Origin of the sequence: Rhodococcus sp. T9N (genome assembly GCF_024436645.1) — a bacterium.
Lineage (GTDB): Bacteria > Actinomycetota > Actinomycetes > Mycobacteriales > Mycobacteriaceae > Rhodococcus_F > Rhodococcus_F qingshengii.
The window spans coordinates 270,844-289,206 of record NZ_JAMSKS010000006.1; the positions used below are offsets into that span (position 1 = coordinate 270,844).

At 60.6% G+C, this 18,363-nt stretch carries 13 protein-coding genes; 9 read left to right on the forward strand and 4 right to left on the reverse strand.

The features are described 5' to 3' along the window. Positions 1-124: 124 nt before the first annotated feature. The 4 genes from M1L53_RS13600 to M1L53_RS13615 all read left to right on the forward strand — a co-directional run bounded on the left by M1L53_RS13600 (position 125) and on the right by M1L53_RS13615 (position 6,202). Positions 125-1,762, forward strand: coding sequence for an AMP-binding protein (locus M1L53_RS13600; RefSeq protein ID WP_261949225.1), 1,638 nt, complete (start codon positions 125-127; stop codon positions 1,760-1,762). Positions 1,763-1,766: 4 nt separating this feature from the next. After that, positions 1,767-3,434 carry a sigma-54-dependent Fis family transcriptional regulator gene (locus M1L53_RS13605; RefSeq protein WP_003942072.1) on the forward strand — a complete coding sequence of 556 codons (1,668 nt, stop codon included), beginning with the start codon at positions 1,767-1,769 and terminating at the stop codon, positions 3,432-3,434. 108 nt (positions 3,435-3,542) lie between these two features. Beyond that, complete coding sequence (locus tag M1L53_RS13610; protein WP_019744236.1) at positions 3,543-5,042, forward strand: aldehyde dehydrogenase family protein; 1,500 nt, start codon at positions 3,543-3,545, stop codon at positions 5,040-5,042. A gap of 47 nt (positions 5,043-5,089) precedes the next feature. After that, complete coding sequence (locus M1L53_RS13615; RefSeq protein ID WP_003942086.1) at positions 5,090-6,202, forward strand: NDMA-dependent alcohol dehydrogenase; 1,113 nt, start codon at positions 5,090-5,092, stop codon at positions 6,200-6,202. Positions 6,203-6,238: 36 nt separating this feature from the next. Here M1L53_RS13615 and M1L53_RS13620 read toward each other — a convergent pair whose 3' ends face one another. Then, positions 6,239-7,705 carry a hypothetical protein gene (locus M1L53_RS13620; RefSeq protein ID WP_261949226.1) on the reverse strand — a complete coding sequence of 489 codons (1,467 nt, stop codon included), beginning with the start codon at positions 7,703-7,705 and terminating at the stop codon, positions 6,239-6,241. A 224-nt stretch (positions 7,706-7,929) separates the two neighbouring features. On the opposite strand from M1L53_RS13620, the gene M1L53_RS13625 reads away from it, so the two are divergent. The 3 genes from M1L53_RS13625 (at position 7,930) to M1L53_RS13635 (ending at position 13,160) form a co-directional block, all read left to right on the forward strand. Further along, positions 7,930-10,176, forward strand: a complete 2,247-nt coding sequence (locus M1L53_RS13625) for an MMPL family transporter (protein WP_047268953.1) — start codon at positions 7,930-7,932, stop codon at positions 10,174-10,176. A 183-nt stretch (positions 10,177-10,359) separates the two neighbouring features. Continuing rightward, positions 10,360-11,799 carry a hypothetical protein gene (locus M1L53_RS13630; protein ID WP_054186888.1) on the forward strand — a complete coding sequence of 480 codons (1,440 nt, stop codon included), beginning with the start codon at positions 10,360-10,362 and terminating at the stop codon, positions 11,797-11,799. Continuing rightward, positions 11,796-13,160, forward strand: coding sequence for a PQQ-binding-like beta-propeller repeat protein (locus M1L53_RS13635; RefSeq protein WP_054186887.1), 1,365 nt, complete (start codon positions 11,796-11,798; stop codon positions 13,158-13,160). Before M1L53_RS13630 ends, M1L53_RS13635 begins: the two co-directional genes overlap by 4 nt. Positions 13,161-13,357: 197 nt before the next feature. Here the strand turns inward: M1L53_RS13635 and M1L53_RS13640 are convergent, their stop codons facing one another. Further along, on the reverse strand, positions 13,358-14,245 hold the full coding sequence (locus tag M1L53_RS13640; RefSeq protein ID WP_054186886.1) for a glycosyltransferase family 2 protein: 888 nt from the start codon (positions 14,243-14,245) through the stop codon (positions 13,358-13,360). A 361-nt stretch (positions 14,246-14,606) separates the two neighbouring features. Between M1L53_RS13640 and M1L53_RS13645 the strand changes: the two genes are divergently transcribed. After that, on the forward strand, positions 14,607-14,909 hold the full coding sequence (locus tag M1L53_RS13645) for a hypothetical protein (RefSeq protein ID WP_054186885.1): 303 nt from the start codon (positions 14,607-14,609) through the stop codon (positions 14,907-14,909). Between the two features lie 17 nt (positions 14,910-14,926). Here the strand turns inward: M1L53_RS13645 and M1L53_RS13650 are convergent, their stop codons facing one another. Both M1L53_RS13650 and dctA read right to left on the reverse strand, forming a co-directional pair. Then, positions 14,927-15,760: a glycosyltransferase family 2 protein gene (locus tag M1L53_RS13650; protein ID WP_232318972.1), complete on the reverse strand. Its 834-nt coding sequence runs from the start codon at positions 15,758-15,760 to the stop codon at positions 14,927-14,929. Between the two features lie 569 nt (positions 15,761-16,329). Next, positions 16,330-17,727, reverse strand: a complete 1,398-nt coding sequence (gene dctA, locus M1L53_RS13655; protein ID WP_054186883.1) for a C4-dicarboxylate transporter DctA — start codon at positions 17,725-17,727, stop codon at positions 16,330-16,332. A 188-nt stretch (positions 17,728-17,915) separates the two neighbouring features. On the opposite strand from dctA, the gene M1L53_RS13660 reads away from it, so the two are divergent. Beyond that, complete coding sequence (locus M1L53_RS13660; protein ID WP_003942027.1) at positions 17,916-18,176, forward strand: GlsB/YeaQ/YmgE family stress response membrane protein; 261 nt, start codon at positions 17,916-17,918, stop codon at positions 18,174-18,176. Positions 18,177-18,363: the final 187 nt, after the last annotated feature.

The following is an 18,363-nucleotide window of genomic DNA, read 5'->3' on the forward strand; positions in this document are numbered from 1 at the left end:
GCCACCCCGCACCGGGAAGTATGTCGTGCATCACACCGAATCGAGTAAATTCGTAGATGAGAGGGTCCGCTGCGGCGGCCCCTCTCATAGGTGCCTGAACAGGTAACCGGAGAGGACAGAACACATGAGTACGCCGCTGCCCAGCTATACGTCCGGAGTATGGGACGGTCCGATGCTGGGCGACACCATCGGAGACAACCTCGATCGCACGGTTGCCGCACACGGCGACCGCGATGCGTTGATCGACCACGCCAGCGGTCGACGATGGACGTACCGGGAGTTCGCCGAGCAGGTGAACGGGCTCGCTGTCGGACTACTTTCCCGTGGTGTGGGGAAGGGCGATCGGGTAGGAATCTGGGCTCCCAACTGTCCGGAATGGACGTTCACGCAATACGCGACGGCAAAGGTCGGCGCGATCCTGGTCAACATCAATCCGGCGTACCGCTCGCACGAGTTGCAGTACGTGCTCGAGCAGGCCGGGATCTCGACGCTGGTGTCTGCGGCCAGCTTCAAGACCTCGGACTACGCGTCGATGATCGAGACGGTGCGGCCGCAGTGCCCGGATCTGACGTCGGTGCTCCTGCTCGGTTCACCCGAGTGGGACGCGGTGCTTGCAGACGGCTTGGCGGCGCAGGCAAGCGATCCGGCTCCGCTCGCCGCAGCCCAGGCCGCGTTGTCGGCCGACGACGCGATCAACATCCAATACACCTCGGGTACTACCGGTTTCCCGAAGGGCGCGACGCTCAGTCACCACAACATCCTCAACAACGGCTATTTCGTCGGCGAGTTGTGCCACTACAGCGAGGTCGATCGGGTGTGCATCCCGGTGCCGTTCTACCACTGTTTCGGCATGGTAATGGGCAACCTTGCGTGCACCAGTCACGGTGCTGCCATGGTCATTCCGGGTCCGGCTTTCGATCCGCGTGCTTCGCTCGAAGCCGTTCAGGCCGAAAAGTGCACGTCCCTCTACGGCGTTCCGACGATGTTCATCGCGGAGTTGGCGTTGCCGGACTTCGACAGCTTCGATCTGTCGTCCCTTCGCACCGGCATCATGGCGGGCACGCCCTGCCCGGTCGAGGTGATGAAGCAGGTCATCGATCGCATGGGCATGTCGGAGGTGTCCATCTGCTACGGCATGACGGAGACCTCGCCGGTGTCGTTGCAGACCCGCTCGGACGATTCGATCGAGCAGCGCACCGAAACGGTCGGACGGGTAGGGCCGCATCTCGAGATCAAGATCGTCGATCCGGCAACCGGATTGACGGTGCCCCGTGGCGAGCCGGGTGAACTGTGCACGCGTGGTTACTCGGTCATGCTCGGATACTGGGAGAACCCGGAGAAGACCGCCGAGGCGATCGACGCTGCCCGGTGGATGCACACCGGAGACATCGGAGTCATGGACGAGGCCGGATACGTCGCCATCACGGGACGCATCAAGGACATGGTCATCCGCGGTGGCGAGAACGTCTATCCGCGTGAGATCGAGGAGTTCCTCTACACCCACCCCGACATTCTCGATGCGCAGGTCATCGGTGTACCCGACGCAAAGTACGGCGAGGAATTGATGGTGTGGGTCCAGATGCGCGAAGGTGCAGATGATCTCGACGCCGATTCGGTCCGCGCGTTCTGCACCGGCAAGCTCGCGCACTACAAGATTCCGCGGTACGTCCATGTCGTCGACGAGTTCCCGATGACAGTCACGGGCAAGGTCCGCAAGATCGCGATGCGAGAACAGGCGATCGAATTGATCGGTCAGGCCTGAGAGTATGTCCGCGAACCCAGGGGAGCGTGAGCCGGTACGCCCCGAGATCGCGCTCTCCTGGAAGCGTTCTCGACTCAGTGGCCTCGACCCGTCGTCGGCCATCGCCGTGGACACCGAGGAGCAGGACGGTGAGTCTCGTCTGCTCCGGGCCGCCGCACCCGTGCTCGACGAAGTTTCGCAACAGATCGCGGGCACCGGTTTCTGCGTGCTGCTTGCTGATCGAGAATGCCGCGTCGTCGCTTCGGTGTACTCCGACAGTCGCGTCGAGCGAACGATCGAGCGGTTGGGCGTCGTCAACGGTTCACGCTTCGGCGAAGAGCACGCCGGCACCAACGCGCTCGGTACGCCCCTCGAGGTCGGACGAAGCGTGGTGATCCACGGTGACGAGCATTTCCTCGACAGCCTCAAGGGTTTGAGCTGCTACGGACAGCCGATCCTGCATCCCGTCACACGTCGTGTCGAAGGCATTCTCGACATGACCGGCGTTGTCTCGCAGGCCAACCCACTGTTCGCGCCCTTCCTTGCGCGTGCTGCAGCGGACATCGAGAAACGGCTGCTCGAAGGCTCGAAAGCATCGGAGCAGCGGCTGGTCGACGCATTCCAGCGAGTTTCACATCAGCGCCACATTGCCGTCGCGGCCATCGGCGACGACATCCTGCTGAGCAACCGAACCGCTTTGGATCTGCTCGACACCGCAGACCATGTATCGCTCCGTTCCTTGATTGCCGACCTGAATCCGGACCAATCACGATTGGTGACAGTCGAATTGGCGTCCGGCGCTCTGGCGCGAGTTCAAGCCGACCGGATTTCCGGGGCTGACGGTGGTGCGCTCTTCCTGGTCGAACCACTCCAACGGGAACGGGCACCGATCCGCAGAACGCACGAGCGGGCACCGTCTCCGGGCGAACGACTGCGGCGCGACCTGATGCGGGCGCGGGCAACCTCTGCCGCAGTGGCGATCTCTGGTGAAGCGGGATCCGGCCGAACCTCGGCAGCATCGGATGTCGTCGGCAGTGTCGATGCGAGTTGGCTCGATGCCACGCGAATCGCGTTCGACGGCCGTGAGCAGTGGGTCACCGATCTCGTGCGAGCAGCCCGTAAGCGTTCGGGCGTGGTCGTGATCGAACAGGTGCAACTCCTTCCTGACTCGGTCTTGCCGCTGGTCGCAGACCTGATCGACGCCAGCGCTGAGGGGCCGAAAATCGTACTGACCAGCGGAGCGGCAGTTGATCTTCCGCCGACCATCGCCGCGCTGCTCTCACGATGCGCCTCCCGGGTTGTCATCACCCCACTGCGCGAGCGACAGGCTGAGATCGCCGAGTTGGCACAAGTAATGTTGGAGGGGATCTCGCCAGAACTGAGGTTGACCGCCAGCGCTGCCGAAGCACTCGCGGCGGCCAATTGGCCGGGCAACCTGGCAGAATTGCGCGTCGTGTTGAATCGCGCCTCGGATGAACGCTCGAGCAATCGCATCGACGTCGCTGATCTGCCCGAGGACTATCGCACCACGACCAAGGTGTCGCGGTTGGCAGGGCGGGAGAAAGCCGAGCGCCAGGCGATCATCGGAGCGTTGAAAGACTGTGGCGGCAACAAGGTTCACGCGTCGGCGCAACTCGGAATCAGCCGAAGCACTCTCTACACACGGATGCGGGCGCTCGACATCACTGTGTAGTTTGCTGTCCGACTTCAGTTGTACAAAGTTCGGACAGTTAGCACCCCTGGAAGCGCGGAAATATGGCGTGCATCACATTCGCACCTCACTACTTCAGGGGAGTTTCCGATGACGGCAGTAGCCGAACACACCATCAGTTCCGCGGTACAGGGTTTCCTGAACGGACCGAAGAAGCTCTACATCGGCGGCGAATTCGTCGACGCCGCTTCGGGTCAGACCTTCGCGACGTACAACCCGGCTGACGGACAGAAGCTCGCAGACGTGGCACACGGCCAGGCTGAAGACATCGACCGCGCGGTACGGGCCGCTCGAACGGCTTTCGAGGACGGCCCCTGGTCACGTATGAAGGCAAACGAGCGCGAGCGGATGATCTGGCGCGTCGGCGACATTCTCAGTGCTCGTGCCGAGGAATTCGGTCAGCTCGAAGCTCTCGACAACGGCAAGTCCGTTGCCATCGCCACCGCCGTCGACGTGGCTTGGGCCGCAGACGTTTTCCGCTACTACGCGGGTTGGGCCACCAAGATCGAAGGCAGCACCGTCAACGTGTCGATGCCGTTCTCTCCGGGCGGCGAGTTCCACGCCTACACCCTGCGTGAGGCGATCGGCGTATGTGGACTGATCGTGCCGTGGAACTTCCCGCTGCTGATGTCGTCGTGGAAGCTCGCCCCCGCGCTCGCCGCCGGCAACACGGTGATCCTCAAGCCCGCTGAGCAGACCCCGCTCACCGCACTGCTTCTCGCGGAGGTCTTCGAAGAAGCAGGCTTCCCGCCCGGCGTCGTCAACATCGTTCCCGGCTTCGGCGATGCAGGTGCTGCTCTGTCCGGCCACGACGACGTGGACAAGGTTGCGTTCACCGGTTCCACCGAGGTGGGTAAGAAGATCGTCGACGCCGCCAAGGGCAATCTGAAGAAGGTTACGCTCGAGCTCGGTGGCAAGAGCCCCAATATCGTGTTCGCCGACGCCGATTTCGATTCCGCGGTGGAGGGTTCGCTCAACGCGTGGCTGTTCAACCACGGACAGTGCTGCGTTGCGGGTACTCGTCTGTACGTCGAGGACACCATCTTCGAGAAGTTCACCGAGGCCGTCGCGCACGCAGCGAGCCAGGTCAAGATCGGACCCGGCCTCGATCCCACCACCCAGCTCGGACCGCTGGTCTCGCAGGAGCAGTTCGACAAGGTGACCGGCTACCTGCGTGAGGGAATCGCCGACGGCGCACGTGCACTGACGGGCGGCAACCGCTGGGGCGATCAGGGCTACTTCGTCGAGCCGACCGTCTTCGTTGACGTCAAGCCCGAATTCTCCATCGTTCAGGAGGAGATCTTCGGACCCGTCGTGGCGGCGCTGCCGTTCAACGCGGACGACGGACCGATCACTGCCGCAAACGATTCCATCTACGGCTTGGCCGCCGGCATCTGGACCCGGGACATTTCCAAGGCTCACCGCACGGCGAAGCGCTTGAAGGCCGGTTCGGTGTGGATCAACCAGTACAACGGCTTCGACACTGCAATGCCCTTCGGTGGATACAAGCAGTCCGGCTGGGGCCGCGAGCTCGGCGCTTCGGCTATCGATCTCTACACCCAGACCAAGGCCGTCAACATCGCTCTCTGACCGACCCCATCGCTCATTCTCTCGTCCGACAATCAAGGAGATCACCAGTGAAGACCAAAGCTGCTGTACTGCTCGAGCCCGGAAAGCCTTTCGAGATAATGGAACTCGACCTCGACGGCCCGGGTGTGGGTGAGGTACTGATCAAGTACACCGCTGCCGGACTGTGCCATTCGGATCTGCACCTGACCGACGGTGATCTCCCGCCGCGTTACCCGATCGTCGGCGGACACGAAGGCTCGGGCATCATCGAAGAGGTCGGCCCAGGCGTCACGAAGGTCAAGCCGGGCGACCATGTCGTGTGTAGCTTCATCCCCAACTGCGGCACCTGTCGCTACTGCTCGACCGGTCGCCAGAACCTCTGCGACATGGGTGCCACCATCCTCGAAGGCTCGATGCCCGACGGTTCCTTCCGTTTCCACGGCAACGGAATGGATTTCGGCGGAATGTGCATGTTGGGAACGTTCTCCGAGCGCGCCACCATTTCTCAGCACTCGGTAGTCAAGATCGACGACTGGCTTCCCTTGGAGACAGCGGTGGTCGTCGGCTGCGGCGTGCCTTCGGGTTGGGGAACGGCAGTAAATGCCGGTAACCTTCGCGCCGGTGACACCGCTGTGATCTACGGCATCGGTGGTCTCGGCATCAACGCCGTCCAGGGCGCCGTTTCGGCCGGCTGCAAGTACGTCGTTGTGGTCGATCCGGTTGCTCTCAAGCGTGAGACCGCACTGAAGTTCGGTGCAACCCATGCCTTTGCAGACGCCGAGAGCGCTGCTGCCAAGGTCAACGAGCTGACGTGGGGACAGGGTGCCGACGCTGCGCTCATCCTTGTCGGCACCGTCGACGAGGACGTGGTCAGTGCAGCGACGGCAGTGATCGGCAAGGGTGGCACCGTGGTGATCACGGGACTCGCCGACCCCGCCAAGCTGACCGTTCACGTGTCGGGTACCGACCTGACGCTGAATCAGAAGACGATCAAGGGCACGTTGTTCGGGTCCATGAATCCGCAGTACGACATCGTGCGACTGCTGCGTCTCTACGATGCCGGTCAGCTCAAGCTCGACGAACTGATCACCAACACCTACAGCCTCGAAGACGTCAACAAGGGCTACCAGGATCTACGTGACGGCAAGAACATCCGTGGCGTGATCATTCACGACAAGTAGGACAACTGCTGTGCGCCATTATTAAACGCGGGCGGTTTATAAAGGCGCACACCACAATTTATTTGGGTTCGACCAAAAAATCATAAACAGTAGTTTCGCCGAGAACTTCGCGAACACCGAGCGCGAGACCACCGGACCGAAAGCCGCGGTGTCGGTTGCGTCGAAGGCGTCGAGCAGATCGCGGAAACTTTCGACCTGTTTGACCTTCGCGTCGAGATCGACGTGCGTGATGGTGTCGGCGTCACGCAGAGCGAGCAGGTACTGAGGCGCCGTCACCAAGGCGACTGCCGGGATCTTCCGCTCGAACAACGGTTCACCCTCACCGAAATGAATGACCGGTCCTGGCGCCACGATTCGGCGATCGCCTGCCCCGATGTCGCGCCACAGCGGTGCAACGATGTCGTGTACTTCCCGACTCGTCGCGTAGAGCAGTTCCGGTTCCGGAGTGGTCTCCAACGAATAGCTGCCGATCGAGGTGTTCTCGGTATCACCCAGTGCGCCGAGGTGTTCGATTGCGATCCCCGCTACTGCGCGCGCCTGACCGTCTTCGCCCTTCCACATCTCGGGGTGTGCTTCGAGCCAGGTGGACGTTGCCTGTCCGTGCTTGGACACCGCTGGAATGCGAAGGTGGCCGGTCGTCAGCACAAAAACGTACGACCGTCGATGCGGCTGCGCGACGGCGTGACGCGCCAAGGCCAACATTCCCAGATGCCCGTTCTCCTCGACGCCGTTGGTTCCGTCGCTGTGAGTGATGAGCAGAATCGTCTCTTCCGGTGATGTCCCCGGGGATACCGCCCACACCGTGTCGGTCCGGGTGTCCGGATGCAGAGTTGCATCCAGAACGAGAGTGGCCCGCTGGCCGGAACGAGCTGCAGCGACAACCTTCCTGCCCTCGTCGCCGGCCACCCAGACGGCGGGGATGTCGTGGTACGGCTGCGTGAACGGAAGATATTGTCCCAGCGCGTTGTCCGGAGCGATGTCACGCCACACCGCGATCACGCCGAGCACTCCGGCTTTGCGGGCCTTGTCGAGTTTCGGGCCAAGAAGAGTCGCGGAGAGAACCGGATTTCGAAGAGTCTCGTCGTTGGCGATCGGACCCCACTCGCTGACCAGTAGCTTGCGCGGAAGATCGATGTGCGGGACCTCGATCACTGCGATCGCGCCCCTGGCCAAGGACCACTTGGGGCGTCGCGCGCTGACGTGGACCAGGGGAGCGGAGATTCCCTGAGGGCCGGTCAATCCCGAGTAGGGGAATGCGGACGAAACCTTGATCGGCCCCGTGGGCAATTCGATGCGAAGTCCGTCAGACGTTGCCGGTAGATCCCAGCGTTCGAAAGTGTGTGAATCACGCCGGACTTCGAGGCCCAGTTCGGTCAGTTCGTTCGCGACTTCCTCCACCACCGCGTGGTGTGAAGGTGATCCCGTCAATCGTGGCCCCCGCGCGTCGAGTCGCTGTTGGCCTGCAAGGAGGAGATCGCGATCGACGGCCTGGCCGTGATTCATGGGATTGCCTTTCGTACTACGCGACGTCTGCTCTGGTGAGGCGCCTGCCCGTGTCGTGTCCACGGTACCGAGCGGTCTGAAAAGGAGACGGAGAGCGCGCCGGATATGCCGTTTTCGCAGATATACCAGGTGCCAACGAGCCGGTCGGTCCGTACCGTATGACCTTGGCACCGAAAGACTCCGTGTTCTTCGGACAGACCAGTCCACGGCGAGAGAGGCCTACGTTGGCTACGTATCTTTACAGGTTGGGGAAGTTCGCTTTCCGCCACAAGTATCTTGTGGTGGCCGCGTGGATTATCGTGATCGCGGTGGTGGGGGGCGCTATCAGCGCCACAAATCCGACGTTCTCCAAAGAATTCAACCTTCCGGGCACCGATTCACAGCGTGCGACCGAGTTGATGAACGAGAACTTTGCAGCTGCAGCGGAGCAGCAAACTCAGGCGTCGACCAGTATTCTCATCGCGGCAGACGACGGGCTTGCCGCGCACAGCGATCAGATCGATCAGTTGATCGCGCAGGCGAAGACGTTGCCGGACATCGTCGATCCCGAGAAGATCGTCAATCCGGTCACCCTCGCGGAGGCCAATCCAGCGGTGGCGTCGGCCGTTCTCGGCGACAACGGCAAGGTCGGGCTGATCCAGCTCAATCAGTCGATTCGCATCGAGGATCAGACGCAGGCCAACAAGACCGCGTTCCTCGACTTGATGGCAAAGTTCCGCACCGGCGGCTTGCAAGTCGAAGGAACCGGCTCGATGATGCAGGTGCAGGCCGCGGGCGGTCTGTCGGAGATGCTCGGCTTCGCGGTGGCGTTCATCGTGATGATCGTGGCGTTCGGTGCACTCATCGCGGCGTTCATCCCGTTGTTCACTGCAATTCTGGGAATTGCGCTGGCCACTCTGACTGTCACTCTCGGCTCGGGCTTCTTCGACATCAACGAAGGCGTCACGGGAATCGTCACGATGATCGGCATCGCAGTCTCGATCGACTACGCGTTGTTCATCGTTTCGCGTTACCGCAGTGAGCTCAATTTGGGCGGAACGAGGGAAGCCGCTGCCGGGCGCGCAGTGGGTACTGCCGGTTCGTCGGTCGTCTTCGCCGGCCTGACGGTTGTGGTCGCGCTGGCGGCCCTGGCGGTGGTCGGGGTTCCGATGATCACCCAGATGGGAATCTCTGCAGCGGTTGCCGTCATCATCGCCGTCCTCGGCGCAATCACGTTGATCCCGGCTGTCCTGGGTATCTTCGGCAGATTCGCGTTCTCGCCTCGTATCCCCGGGCTTCGCCACGGTGACGAGCCCGAGACGATGGAATCCAACGGACATCGCTGGGCCAAGATAGTCACCAAGTACCCGTGGCCGATCGCGGGTGCTGCGCTGGTGCTTCTGGTGATCGCGGCTATTCCGATGACGAAGCTCGAACTCGGACTCTCGTTCACTCAGGACGAAGAGCGGCCGGCACTTGCCCTGCTGCAACGTGGGTTCGGTGAAGGCGTCAATGGCGAATTGTTCGTCGTGCTCGACGCGCCTGACGGCACCGATATCACCGCGATTGCCGAAGGCACTGTCGCGCACATCAAGGGCCTCGACAACGTCGCAACTCCGGATCAGTTGATGTGGGTCGGAAACGGACCCGACGCGGCAAACCCGATGGCGGGCGCCAACTCTGCGCTCATCGCGGTCACCCCGCAGATGTCACCGAGCGGCCCCGAAACTCACGAGCTGATGAATCAGATCCGGGATTACGGATCGACGGTGAAATCGGAAGGCGCAGAACTCGGTGTAGCGGGGCAAACCGCGATCGTTGCCGACATGTCGTCGAAGCTCAGTTCCGCGCTCATCCCGTATCTCATCGTGGTTGTGGGGCTGGCGTTCATCATCATGATGGTCGTCTTCCGCTCGATCCTGGTGCCGCTGACCGCAACTCTCGGATTCCTGTTTTCCGTCTGTGCGACCTTCGGCGCCACGGTGGCCATCTTCCAGGAGGGCGACTTCGGGCTGATCGAGCACACACAACCCATCATCTCGTTCCTGCCGATCTTCATGATCGGTGTGGTCTTCGGGTTGGCGATGGACTATCAAGTGTTCCTCGTGACGCGAATGCGCGAGGAATACGTGCACGGATTGTCGGCCAAGGACGCCATCATCTCCGGCTACACCCATGGTGCTCGCGTGGTCGCGTCGGCGGCCATCATCATGATCTCCGTGTTCGGCGCATTCATGCTGTCCTCGGAGACGACAAGCAAGATGATGGGCTTCGGCCTCGCGGCTGCAGTCTTCTTCGACGCCTTCATCATCCGCATGATCGTGATCCCTGCGGTCATGTCGATTCTCGGTGATTCGGCATGGAAGTTGCCGGCGTGGCTCGACAAGATCCTGCCGAACGTCGACATCGAGGGTGAAGCGATTCGACGGATTCCGATCGAGCAGGATCCGGATTCCGATCCAGACCCGAATCAGGTGCCTGTGAGGGTGTAAGCACTCAGGCAGTCAGAACGGGGTGCCGGTTGCACAGCAACTGGCACCCCGTTCTTCTGTGTTCATACGGAGCCCGCGCGATAGGAAACCATCCGGTTGGTAACAGAAATTGCTGTGATCGCGACAGGAATTCCAGAGGCGACGCGCATCGGGGGCGAGCCGTGACGGTGACTGCGAGGGTACGTGTCGAAGGAGCAAACCGATTCGAAGCGGGCCGAGAAGTGGACCTTCGCGCTGACGGTCGTCTCCCTGATCGCCGGTGGGACAGTGGTTGCCGGGCTGGTGGATCGGTGGAGCAGTTCGCCGTCCGATGACATCTCGGTAGCTGCGACTTCGTCGATCAGCATTACGTCCACACCGGAGGAGATTTCGCCGGAGGACGTGCCTGAATTCTCGTACGTCACGCCGAGCGCGGTGTACCCGACCGCGATTCCGGGTTGTGAGAGTGTCGAAGCGCCGGAGGAGGATTCGTTCTTCTCCTATATTCTCGACGGATCTGATACGTACGACGATCCACGCTTTCCGTGGTTCTCGAGTGTCAAGGCCGCCGCGATGTCGGAAGCGGTCAAGCAGGCGCTCCCGAAAGATGTCGAGCTGAAGTTCGCCAGCCCGGGTAATTCGCTGCAGTTCGGGCCGATCTCTGCACCTTCGAACACAGATGGGCTGCCCGAGGGTTTCTCGCTCGAGGAGTTGGCGTCCACCACTGCGTCGGGGACGCTGATTCGGGACGGGAAGATCGGCGCGCTCAGCCTGATGCTGCACTCGAGTTCTGATCCGATCCCATCGTGTGTTGCGGGGTCGCTCGTCGAACGTCGGGTGCTGGCTGACCAGTCGGTAGTGGATCTGCAGGATACGTGGAGCGAAACCAATGGTGTACGCACCCTTGGTCGGTCGGCGATGTTGTACGGAGTCGACGGGACCCGTATTCAGGCGTATGTCAACGACACTAACAACGACGGAGGTCGGGACGCAGAGAGTTCCGGCGCGGTGCCACTGACGCTCGACGACCTTGTAACCCTTGTCGAAATGCCACAGCTGCGAATCACTACTCCCGTTCCCCCGGGTACGGCACCGCTTTCGCCCGGGTGCCACGGGATCCCCCGAGACTCTGGCGACGTGGCCGAACTCGATCGCGCGACGATCGAACGTCTCAACGCCGTACTCGAAGTCAGATGGCGCGCTGTACCTCCGGGTTTTCCGATTCTCGATGCCGGACCGGGCACTCTGACGGTCTCGGAGAATGACAGGTCCACCGCATGTCAGAGATTTCTCACTCGGACGGGAGACAGCGAGTCGACCCTCAACATGACAATTACCGGCGGACAACCACTCCCTACGGAGCCCAACAAATACGACCCTTCCTACGACGGGCACCCCTTGGAGGTCGTGACGCGACCGGATGGATCCGTGATCGAGCGAGACGAACGGAACTACGCGACCGTGCCCATGACAAATGACGGCTCGAAAGCAGAATCTACGCAGGAAACGAGCAGGTCGGTGGTCGTCACCCGCCCGAATGGGACCCAAGTCTCGGTTTCGTCGTCGGCTGCGATCCCGAACGATCCGATGACGTTCGCGCAGTTGGAGTTTCTCGCGACGACCGAAGGCCTGGAGATTCGATGACCACCAGATTCTCCCCGAAATCGCGACTTCGGATCGCGGCCGCCGCAGCCGTAGTCACCGTCACTGCCGCCATCGCCACGGTGGTCACGTCGACGAGTTCCGAACCGACAGCGATCTCGTCGCCGCTATGGAGCGTCGAGGCCTCCGAGATTCTCGGGCGCGAGTTCGCGATCTTCCGGAGCCCACTTGTTGGAACCGAATTCAACATGGACATGGGCGGATTCATCGACGCCGGATCACTCGTGGTCACGATGATCGGTATGCCGGACCGCCAGGCATATTCGTTGGACGACGCGGAATTGGTCGCACTCGATGCCGACGACGGCACTGTCCGTTGGCGCACGTCGGCGGTCGACGTCGGTGGTTGCTCCGAGACTCTGCTCGGCAGTTCGGTGCTGTGTTTCTCCGGGCCGTACGTATCCGGTGGTTCGTACTCACTTTTCGATATCGAGACAGGAGAGCGTCGAGACATCAAGACGCCGTGGGCACCGATCATCGCGGTTGTCTCGGGTGACACGGTCCTCGCGCTCGAGGGTGATATCGAGAGCAACGACGTTCGCGTGCACAGCGGAACCGTCGACGATCCGGAAGCGAACTGGTCCAAAGCGTTCGACGTCGGTGGATCGTGGGAAGCCGGATACGTCGATCCGGTGATGTCGGTGCACGGCGATCTGGGTGTGATCGCTCTCGACGAGTCTCTGGGATTCGACCTGAAGACCGGCGAACAGCGGTGGGTACACGGTTACTCCACCTGTTCGACCGCGCACACATCGTCGGACGGCGTGACATTGGTGTCGGATGGCGGTTGCGAAGGCAATGGCCGTCCGACAAGTGAGTACGCGCTCGATCAGAACGGGCGCGAGTTCGCCAGGACAGACGAACTGCCCTCGGAGTCCTCGTACTACGGCGGGCGATACAGCCGAGATAATCCCGCAGGAGGATCGACTCCGATCATTCTGGGACACAGCGGTTTCGACCGGACTTCGGGTGAGAAGTTGTGGTCCAACAGTGAAGTCTTCGACACCGCACAGTCGTTGGCGGTGATCGGTAACGTGATCGCCGTGACCCGCTCCAGTTCCGAGCCCGAGGTCCAGTTCGTGGACCTCTTCACCGGTGAGGTCCTGTGGCGATCGAACGCCGAGCGCGCCGGGGAGGTTGTCTGGCACGGCGATGTCGTTATCGACGAGGGAAACGTCTACGGAACAGATGTCAGGACCGGCCAACGTAGTTGGGAGGTCCAAGTCGTCCAGGACGGGGACGACGAGTTCACGCCTTGGGTGATGCCGCGCGAGCTGTGGGCGGGGGAGAAGGTGCTGTTGCGTTCCAGTGAAGACCGCATCACGGCGTTGAAGGTGGCGTGAGATCCGGTGTGGTGCATGTCCGTTAATACACTCGGATAAGCGCTCGGTACTCGTCGGTCAGCGGCCCGAACGGTCATCGATGAGCGGGTTTCGGTGTACCCCGTGGAGGACACGGCGGACTTTTGTGCCCATCAGCAACGAGGGGGTCTCTGCTGCACTGTCACTTCGCACCTGTAGTGAATAGCGAGCTGGATTGGCTACTGGTTGACCGGCATGATTCGTCCTTGCGATTTGCCGAACAAGCGTCTGAACTCAAAACGCTCCTGCTCGAAATTGTATGCACGGTAAATCGGCCATGCCAAGGCGTGGACAACTGTGTCCAGCCGGATCAGGAACTTGAAGCGCCAATTCATGATGTTGTGGAGTCGAAGGACCGATTCAGAAGCGCGGTTGTACTTCGAGTATTCGCGCGGAGGTGTTTCTCCCCGCCTCCCCGATGTTTCGACGCGCATGGAGTCGCACTGTCCGATTGTCAACCCGATCTTCTGGAGACATATCGAGAGATCCATGTCTTCGTGAATGTCAGTGCGCTCGCTCAAATTCTTCCGCACTTCTAGCCACGCTGATCTTTTCACGGCCATGTTCGCTCCGGTAGCAGCTAGCACTCGGCGATCATGATTGAACTTTCCACGTCGAATTTGTCGGTCAAGTACGAACCGGTGGACGCGCGAGAAAGGGGATTCGAAGAGGTATGTGACGCCCGCAACGGCGCAGTGGGTGGAGTTGGGGCCGAGGAATTCGCAAATCGCGGCCGCCCATCCGGTCTGGACCCGGGTGTCGGCGTCGATTCGGCCGACCAGTTCACAAGAAGACGCGTCAAAACCCGCATTTCGGGCATGCACAACACCTTGGCGTGACTCGAAGATATATCGAACTTTTTCGTGTGACCCTGCGTAGCGTTCTATTATCGAGGCGGTTCGGTCGGTGGAGTTGTTGTCGACTATCAAGATTTCATCGATTGTGTCACCTTGCGCGAGCAGACGGTCAATGCAGTCCGCGATTCCTGCCTCTTCGTTAAACACAGGTACAACGACCGACAATATATTTCGGTGAGGATTCTCAGTCGATTGCTTTGGGGACGTCACAATCGTTCCTGAGGTTTACGGTTCGGGTGAATCTTCACAAAATAACGGTATCAATCAATTTTTCACCTTCAAAATCGTGGCACTCGGGTAGGTACGCCATGCCGAAACGGCCGCATGGCTACTGGTGTACGATTTGTTCTTTTTGTTGAGATTCTTGTTTGTAAAATTGCAGGTAGCGGGATATCTGATCGATAAGAGGGCTGTGGCGGCGCCGGCTGTCGGTCGATGTGTGGGCCGTCGTTCGAGTGCCAGAACTTATGCCGTATCTCACGCATTCCATACCGTGGTGGATGACTTGATGAGACGGACTGCCCGACTGTTTGGCCTCGGCGTAGGTTTACTGCGAGATTCAGATCGAACTATGCCGAACGGCCTTCCCGTGCGGATCGACTTCCCCGAGCGATGGAACGTCTTCGCCCCCGTGTACTCGGCGCATGAGCTCGTCGTCGAGTTGCCAACCGCCGTCGGTAAGGTATTCAAGATTCCACTGATCAATGGCGCAATGCGACGGGTGATCGTCGAAGAGGTTGTCGACCTCGCCCTCGCGGCCGAATTGTCGTCGATGGTGACCGGGCATCGGTATACCTCGACCAGTTGTCGGCGAACGATCGTGTGGATCAGCTACGAGACCGTATTCTGCACTATCACTTCGAATCTGCGGTGATTATCGAAATCGATGGGCTACTGGTGAACCGGCATGATTCGACCCTGCGATCTGCCAAACAAGCGCCTGAACTCCAGGCGCTCCTGCTCGAAGTTGTAGAGGCGGTAAACGGGCCACATGAGCGCGTGGAGCATCGAGTCGCCCCAGATTGTCAGTTTGAGGCGCCAATTCATGATGTTGTGAAGGTGCAAAACCGATTCGGATGCCTGGTTGTACTTCAGGTACTCCAACGGAGGGGTTTCACCGCGTCGACCGGACGTTTCTGCTCGCATGTCGGCGATCTGACCGATCGTCATCCCTTCCTTCCGAAGGCACAGTGAAAGGTCGATATCTTCGTGGATGTCCGGCCGGTCGCTGACTCGCTCGCGGACGGCCAGCCATGCGCTTTTTCTGATCGCCATGTTTGCTCCGGCGACAGCAAGTACTTGACGTTCGCAATCGAACTTTCCCTGCTTGACCTGACGGTCCAGTGCGAAACGGTGGATTCGGGCAAACGGCGATTCGAAGAGATAGGTGAGTCCGGCGACCGCTGAATGCGCAGTGCTGCGCTGGAAGAAACCTTTGACCGCACGGGCCCATCCCGGTTGGACCCGCGTGTCTGCGTCGATCCGACCGATGATGTTGCCGGTCGAGGCGTCGAAGCCGGCGTTCCGCGCATGAACGACGCCTTGCCGGGCCTCGAAGACATATCTCACTCGGTCGTGCTTCTCGGCGAACTTGTGAATGATCGATGCGGTGCTGTCCGTCGAGTTGTTGTCGACGACCAGAATCTCGTCGATTTCGGACTGGATCAGTAAGCGCTCGATGCAGTTCGAAAGGGAGTTTTCTTCGTTGAATACTGGAACAACCACGGAGAGTCGATTAGTGGACAAGTGTTCAATTTCTTGCATGGACTCGGTCACTTGGCTCCTTTGCTGGGCAATTAGTCCAGTCCTTCGCAAAGGTTACGATAGCAATGGGTGTCCGTTTCGGCAATTTGGAGTGGTGAGATTTCGGTCATTTTTGCAAATGCCCACTCCGTCGAGGAGTCGACATAAGTGCAGCTAGATGCGCGTTTCTGTGTTCGGAAGAATGGTTTCCGCAATGTTTGATTCTTTGCTCACTCGAGTCTGTTTGTCGGCTGAACAGTGGACTTTAGTCCTTCTATTTTCGGCAAACATAATGCTGGCAGTTCGCTGATCTTCGGATCTGAACAATGGCAACCGCGTAGCAATATTGAGATAGTGGAGGATGCTTTCCCTGGTGCCGAGTTAGCCCAGCGCACGTGGAATATCTGTGAATTCACCAGTCCTTAGTCGGCAAGCTCGCCACCCCCTGCAAATATTTGCGTTCGGGCGTGCTGGTCTGAGTATTCCGGTCAAGTACGTCCCCGCGAACCTTCAGCACCGATTCCGACGCGCAGCCGGTGGTCACCATCTCCTCAACGGGGCACGGCGCCCTCGGCTTCGGGTGCCGGAACAGTTTTCCCGGTGATCGGATCGACTTCCTCGAGCGGTGGAACGTCTTCTCCGTCGAGCACTCGGCGCATGCGCTCCTTGTCGAGCTGCCCCTCCCAATTGGCGACCACGAAGGTTGCGACACAGTTCCCGAGCAGGTTCACCGACACCCGCATCGAATCCATGATTCGATCGGCGCCCAGTAGGAGAGCGACTGCGGCAACTGGAATTGCGCCGTGACCGATTGCGGCCACGGTGGCCGACAGCGCCAGGAATGACGATCCCGGCACGCCGGCCATTCCCTTCGAGGTGAGCATCAGAACCAGGACGGCAGTGATCTGTTCACCGAGTGTCAGGTCCACGCCGAGTGCCTGCGCCAGAAACAGCATGCAGATCGACAGGTACAGCGTCGCGCCGTCGAGATTGAACGAGTAGCCGGTAGGCACCACCAATCCTGTTGTAGTGCGCGAGCATCCGGCGTTGGTGAGCTTGACCATGATTCGGGGCAGAACTACTTCGGTCGACGCCGTTCCCAAAGCGAGGAAGAGTTCGTCCTTGATGTACTTGACGAACTTCCACAGGTTCACGCCCGCGAAGTACCTGACTATCGCGGCCAGGATGAGGATGAACAGGACGGCGGCGAGATAGCATGCGGCGATCAGCTTTCCGTAACTTCCGAGCGAAGCGATCCCGTACTGACCGACGATGTACGCCATCGCGCCCAAAGCGCCCAACGGCGCCAGTCTCATGATCCAGCCGATGATCGTGAAGAACAGATGGCTCAGACGATCGACGAGTTCGAACACGATCGGTGGTCCACTCTCGCCCGCCTTGGCCAATGCGAGCCCGAACAGTACGGCGAAGAAGAGGACTTGGAGGAGTGCGTTCTCGGCGAAGGCCGAAACTATCGACACCGGAATGATATTGAGCAGGAATTCGACGGTGTGGGGAAGTTCGCCACTTCCGGTCTTGGCTGCCACGGCGTCCGCACCGTTCGCCAGCGTCTCCGGATCGATGTCGAATCCCGCACCCGGCTTCATCAGATTTCCGATGAGCAGCCCGAACAACAGGGCGAAGGTGGTCACGACCTCGAAGTAGATGAGTGCTTTGACGCCGATACGCCCTACGGCCTTCAGATCCCCGACGTGGGCGATCCCGATCACAACGGTGCAGAAGATGATCGGCGCGATCAGCATTTTGATCAGCTTGATGAACCCGTCGGCGAGGGGCTTGAGGTTCGCGCCGAATTCCGGCCACAACCAGCCGATGAGAACACCGATGACGATAGCGGCGATCAATTGCACGAACAGTGATCGGTACCAGGGCGGCTTGTTGGCGAGTCGCGCGAGCTCGCTGTTCGGCAGTTTTACGGAAGTTGGCATGGATGGGAACGGTAGGTCCGCTTGATTGCGAAAAAATAACTCGCGAATGTCGTGGATGTAACGCGTCGAGGTTGCATCTCGGACAACAATTCGGTCAACAAGCGACAGTTGTGTGTGACTGTGGTTATTGTTTCCCTGAGCGGTGATCTTCCGTCCGCGTGCATGCACGACGTGTGAGAGGGGCTGTCATGGGGCAAATTATCGGAACCATCATTTTCGGCGCAGTCATCGGAATCCTGGCTCGTCTCGTACTGCCAGGTAAGCAGCAGTACGGCATGATCGTGACCGTCGTGCTGGGTATCGCCGGAGCGCTTATCGGGTACTGGGTCTGGGGGGCGATCTCGGACAAGGGCGACACGGGTGGAATCGACTGGATCCGCTGGATCATCAGCATCGCCGCGGCGGCCGTGCTCTCGATCGGCTACAGCGCCGTCACTGGCAAGAAATAGCAAGCCGACCCAATTCGAGAAGTGGGGGGGGGGGGGGGGGGGGGGGGGGGGCGGGGGGGGGGGGTGGGGGGGGGGGGGGGGGGGTGGGGGGGGGGGGGGGGGGGGGCGGGGGGGGGGGGGGGGGGGGGGGGGGGGGGTGGCGGACGCCGAGCTCGACCCCATCGTCGAAGACGGACTCGAGCTCTAC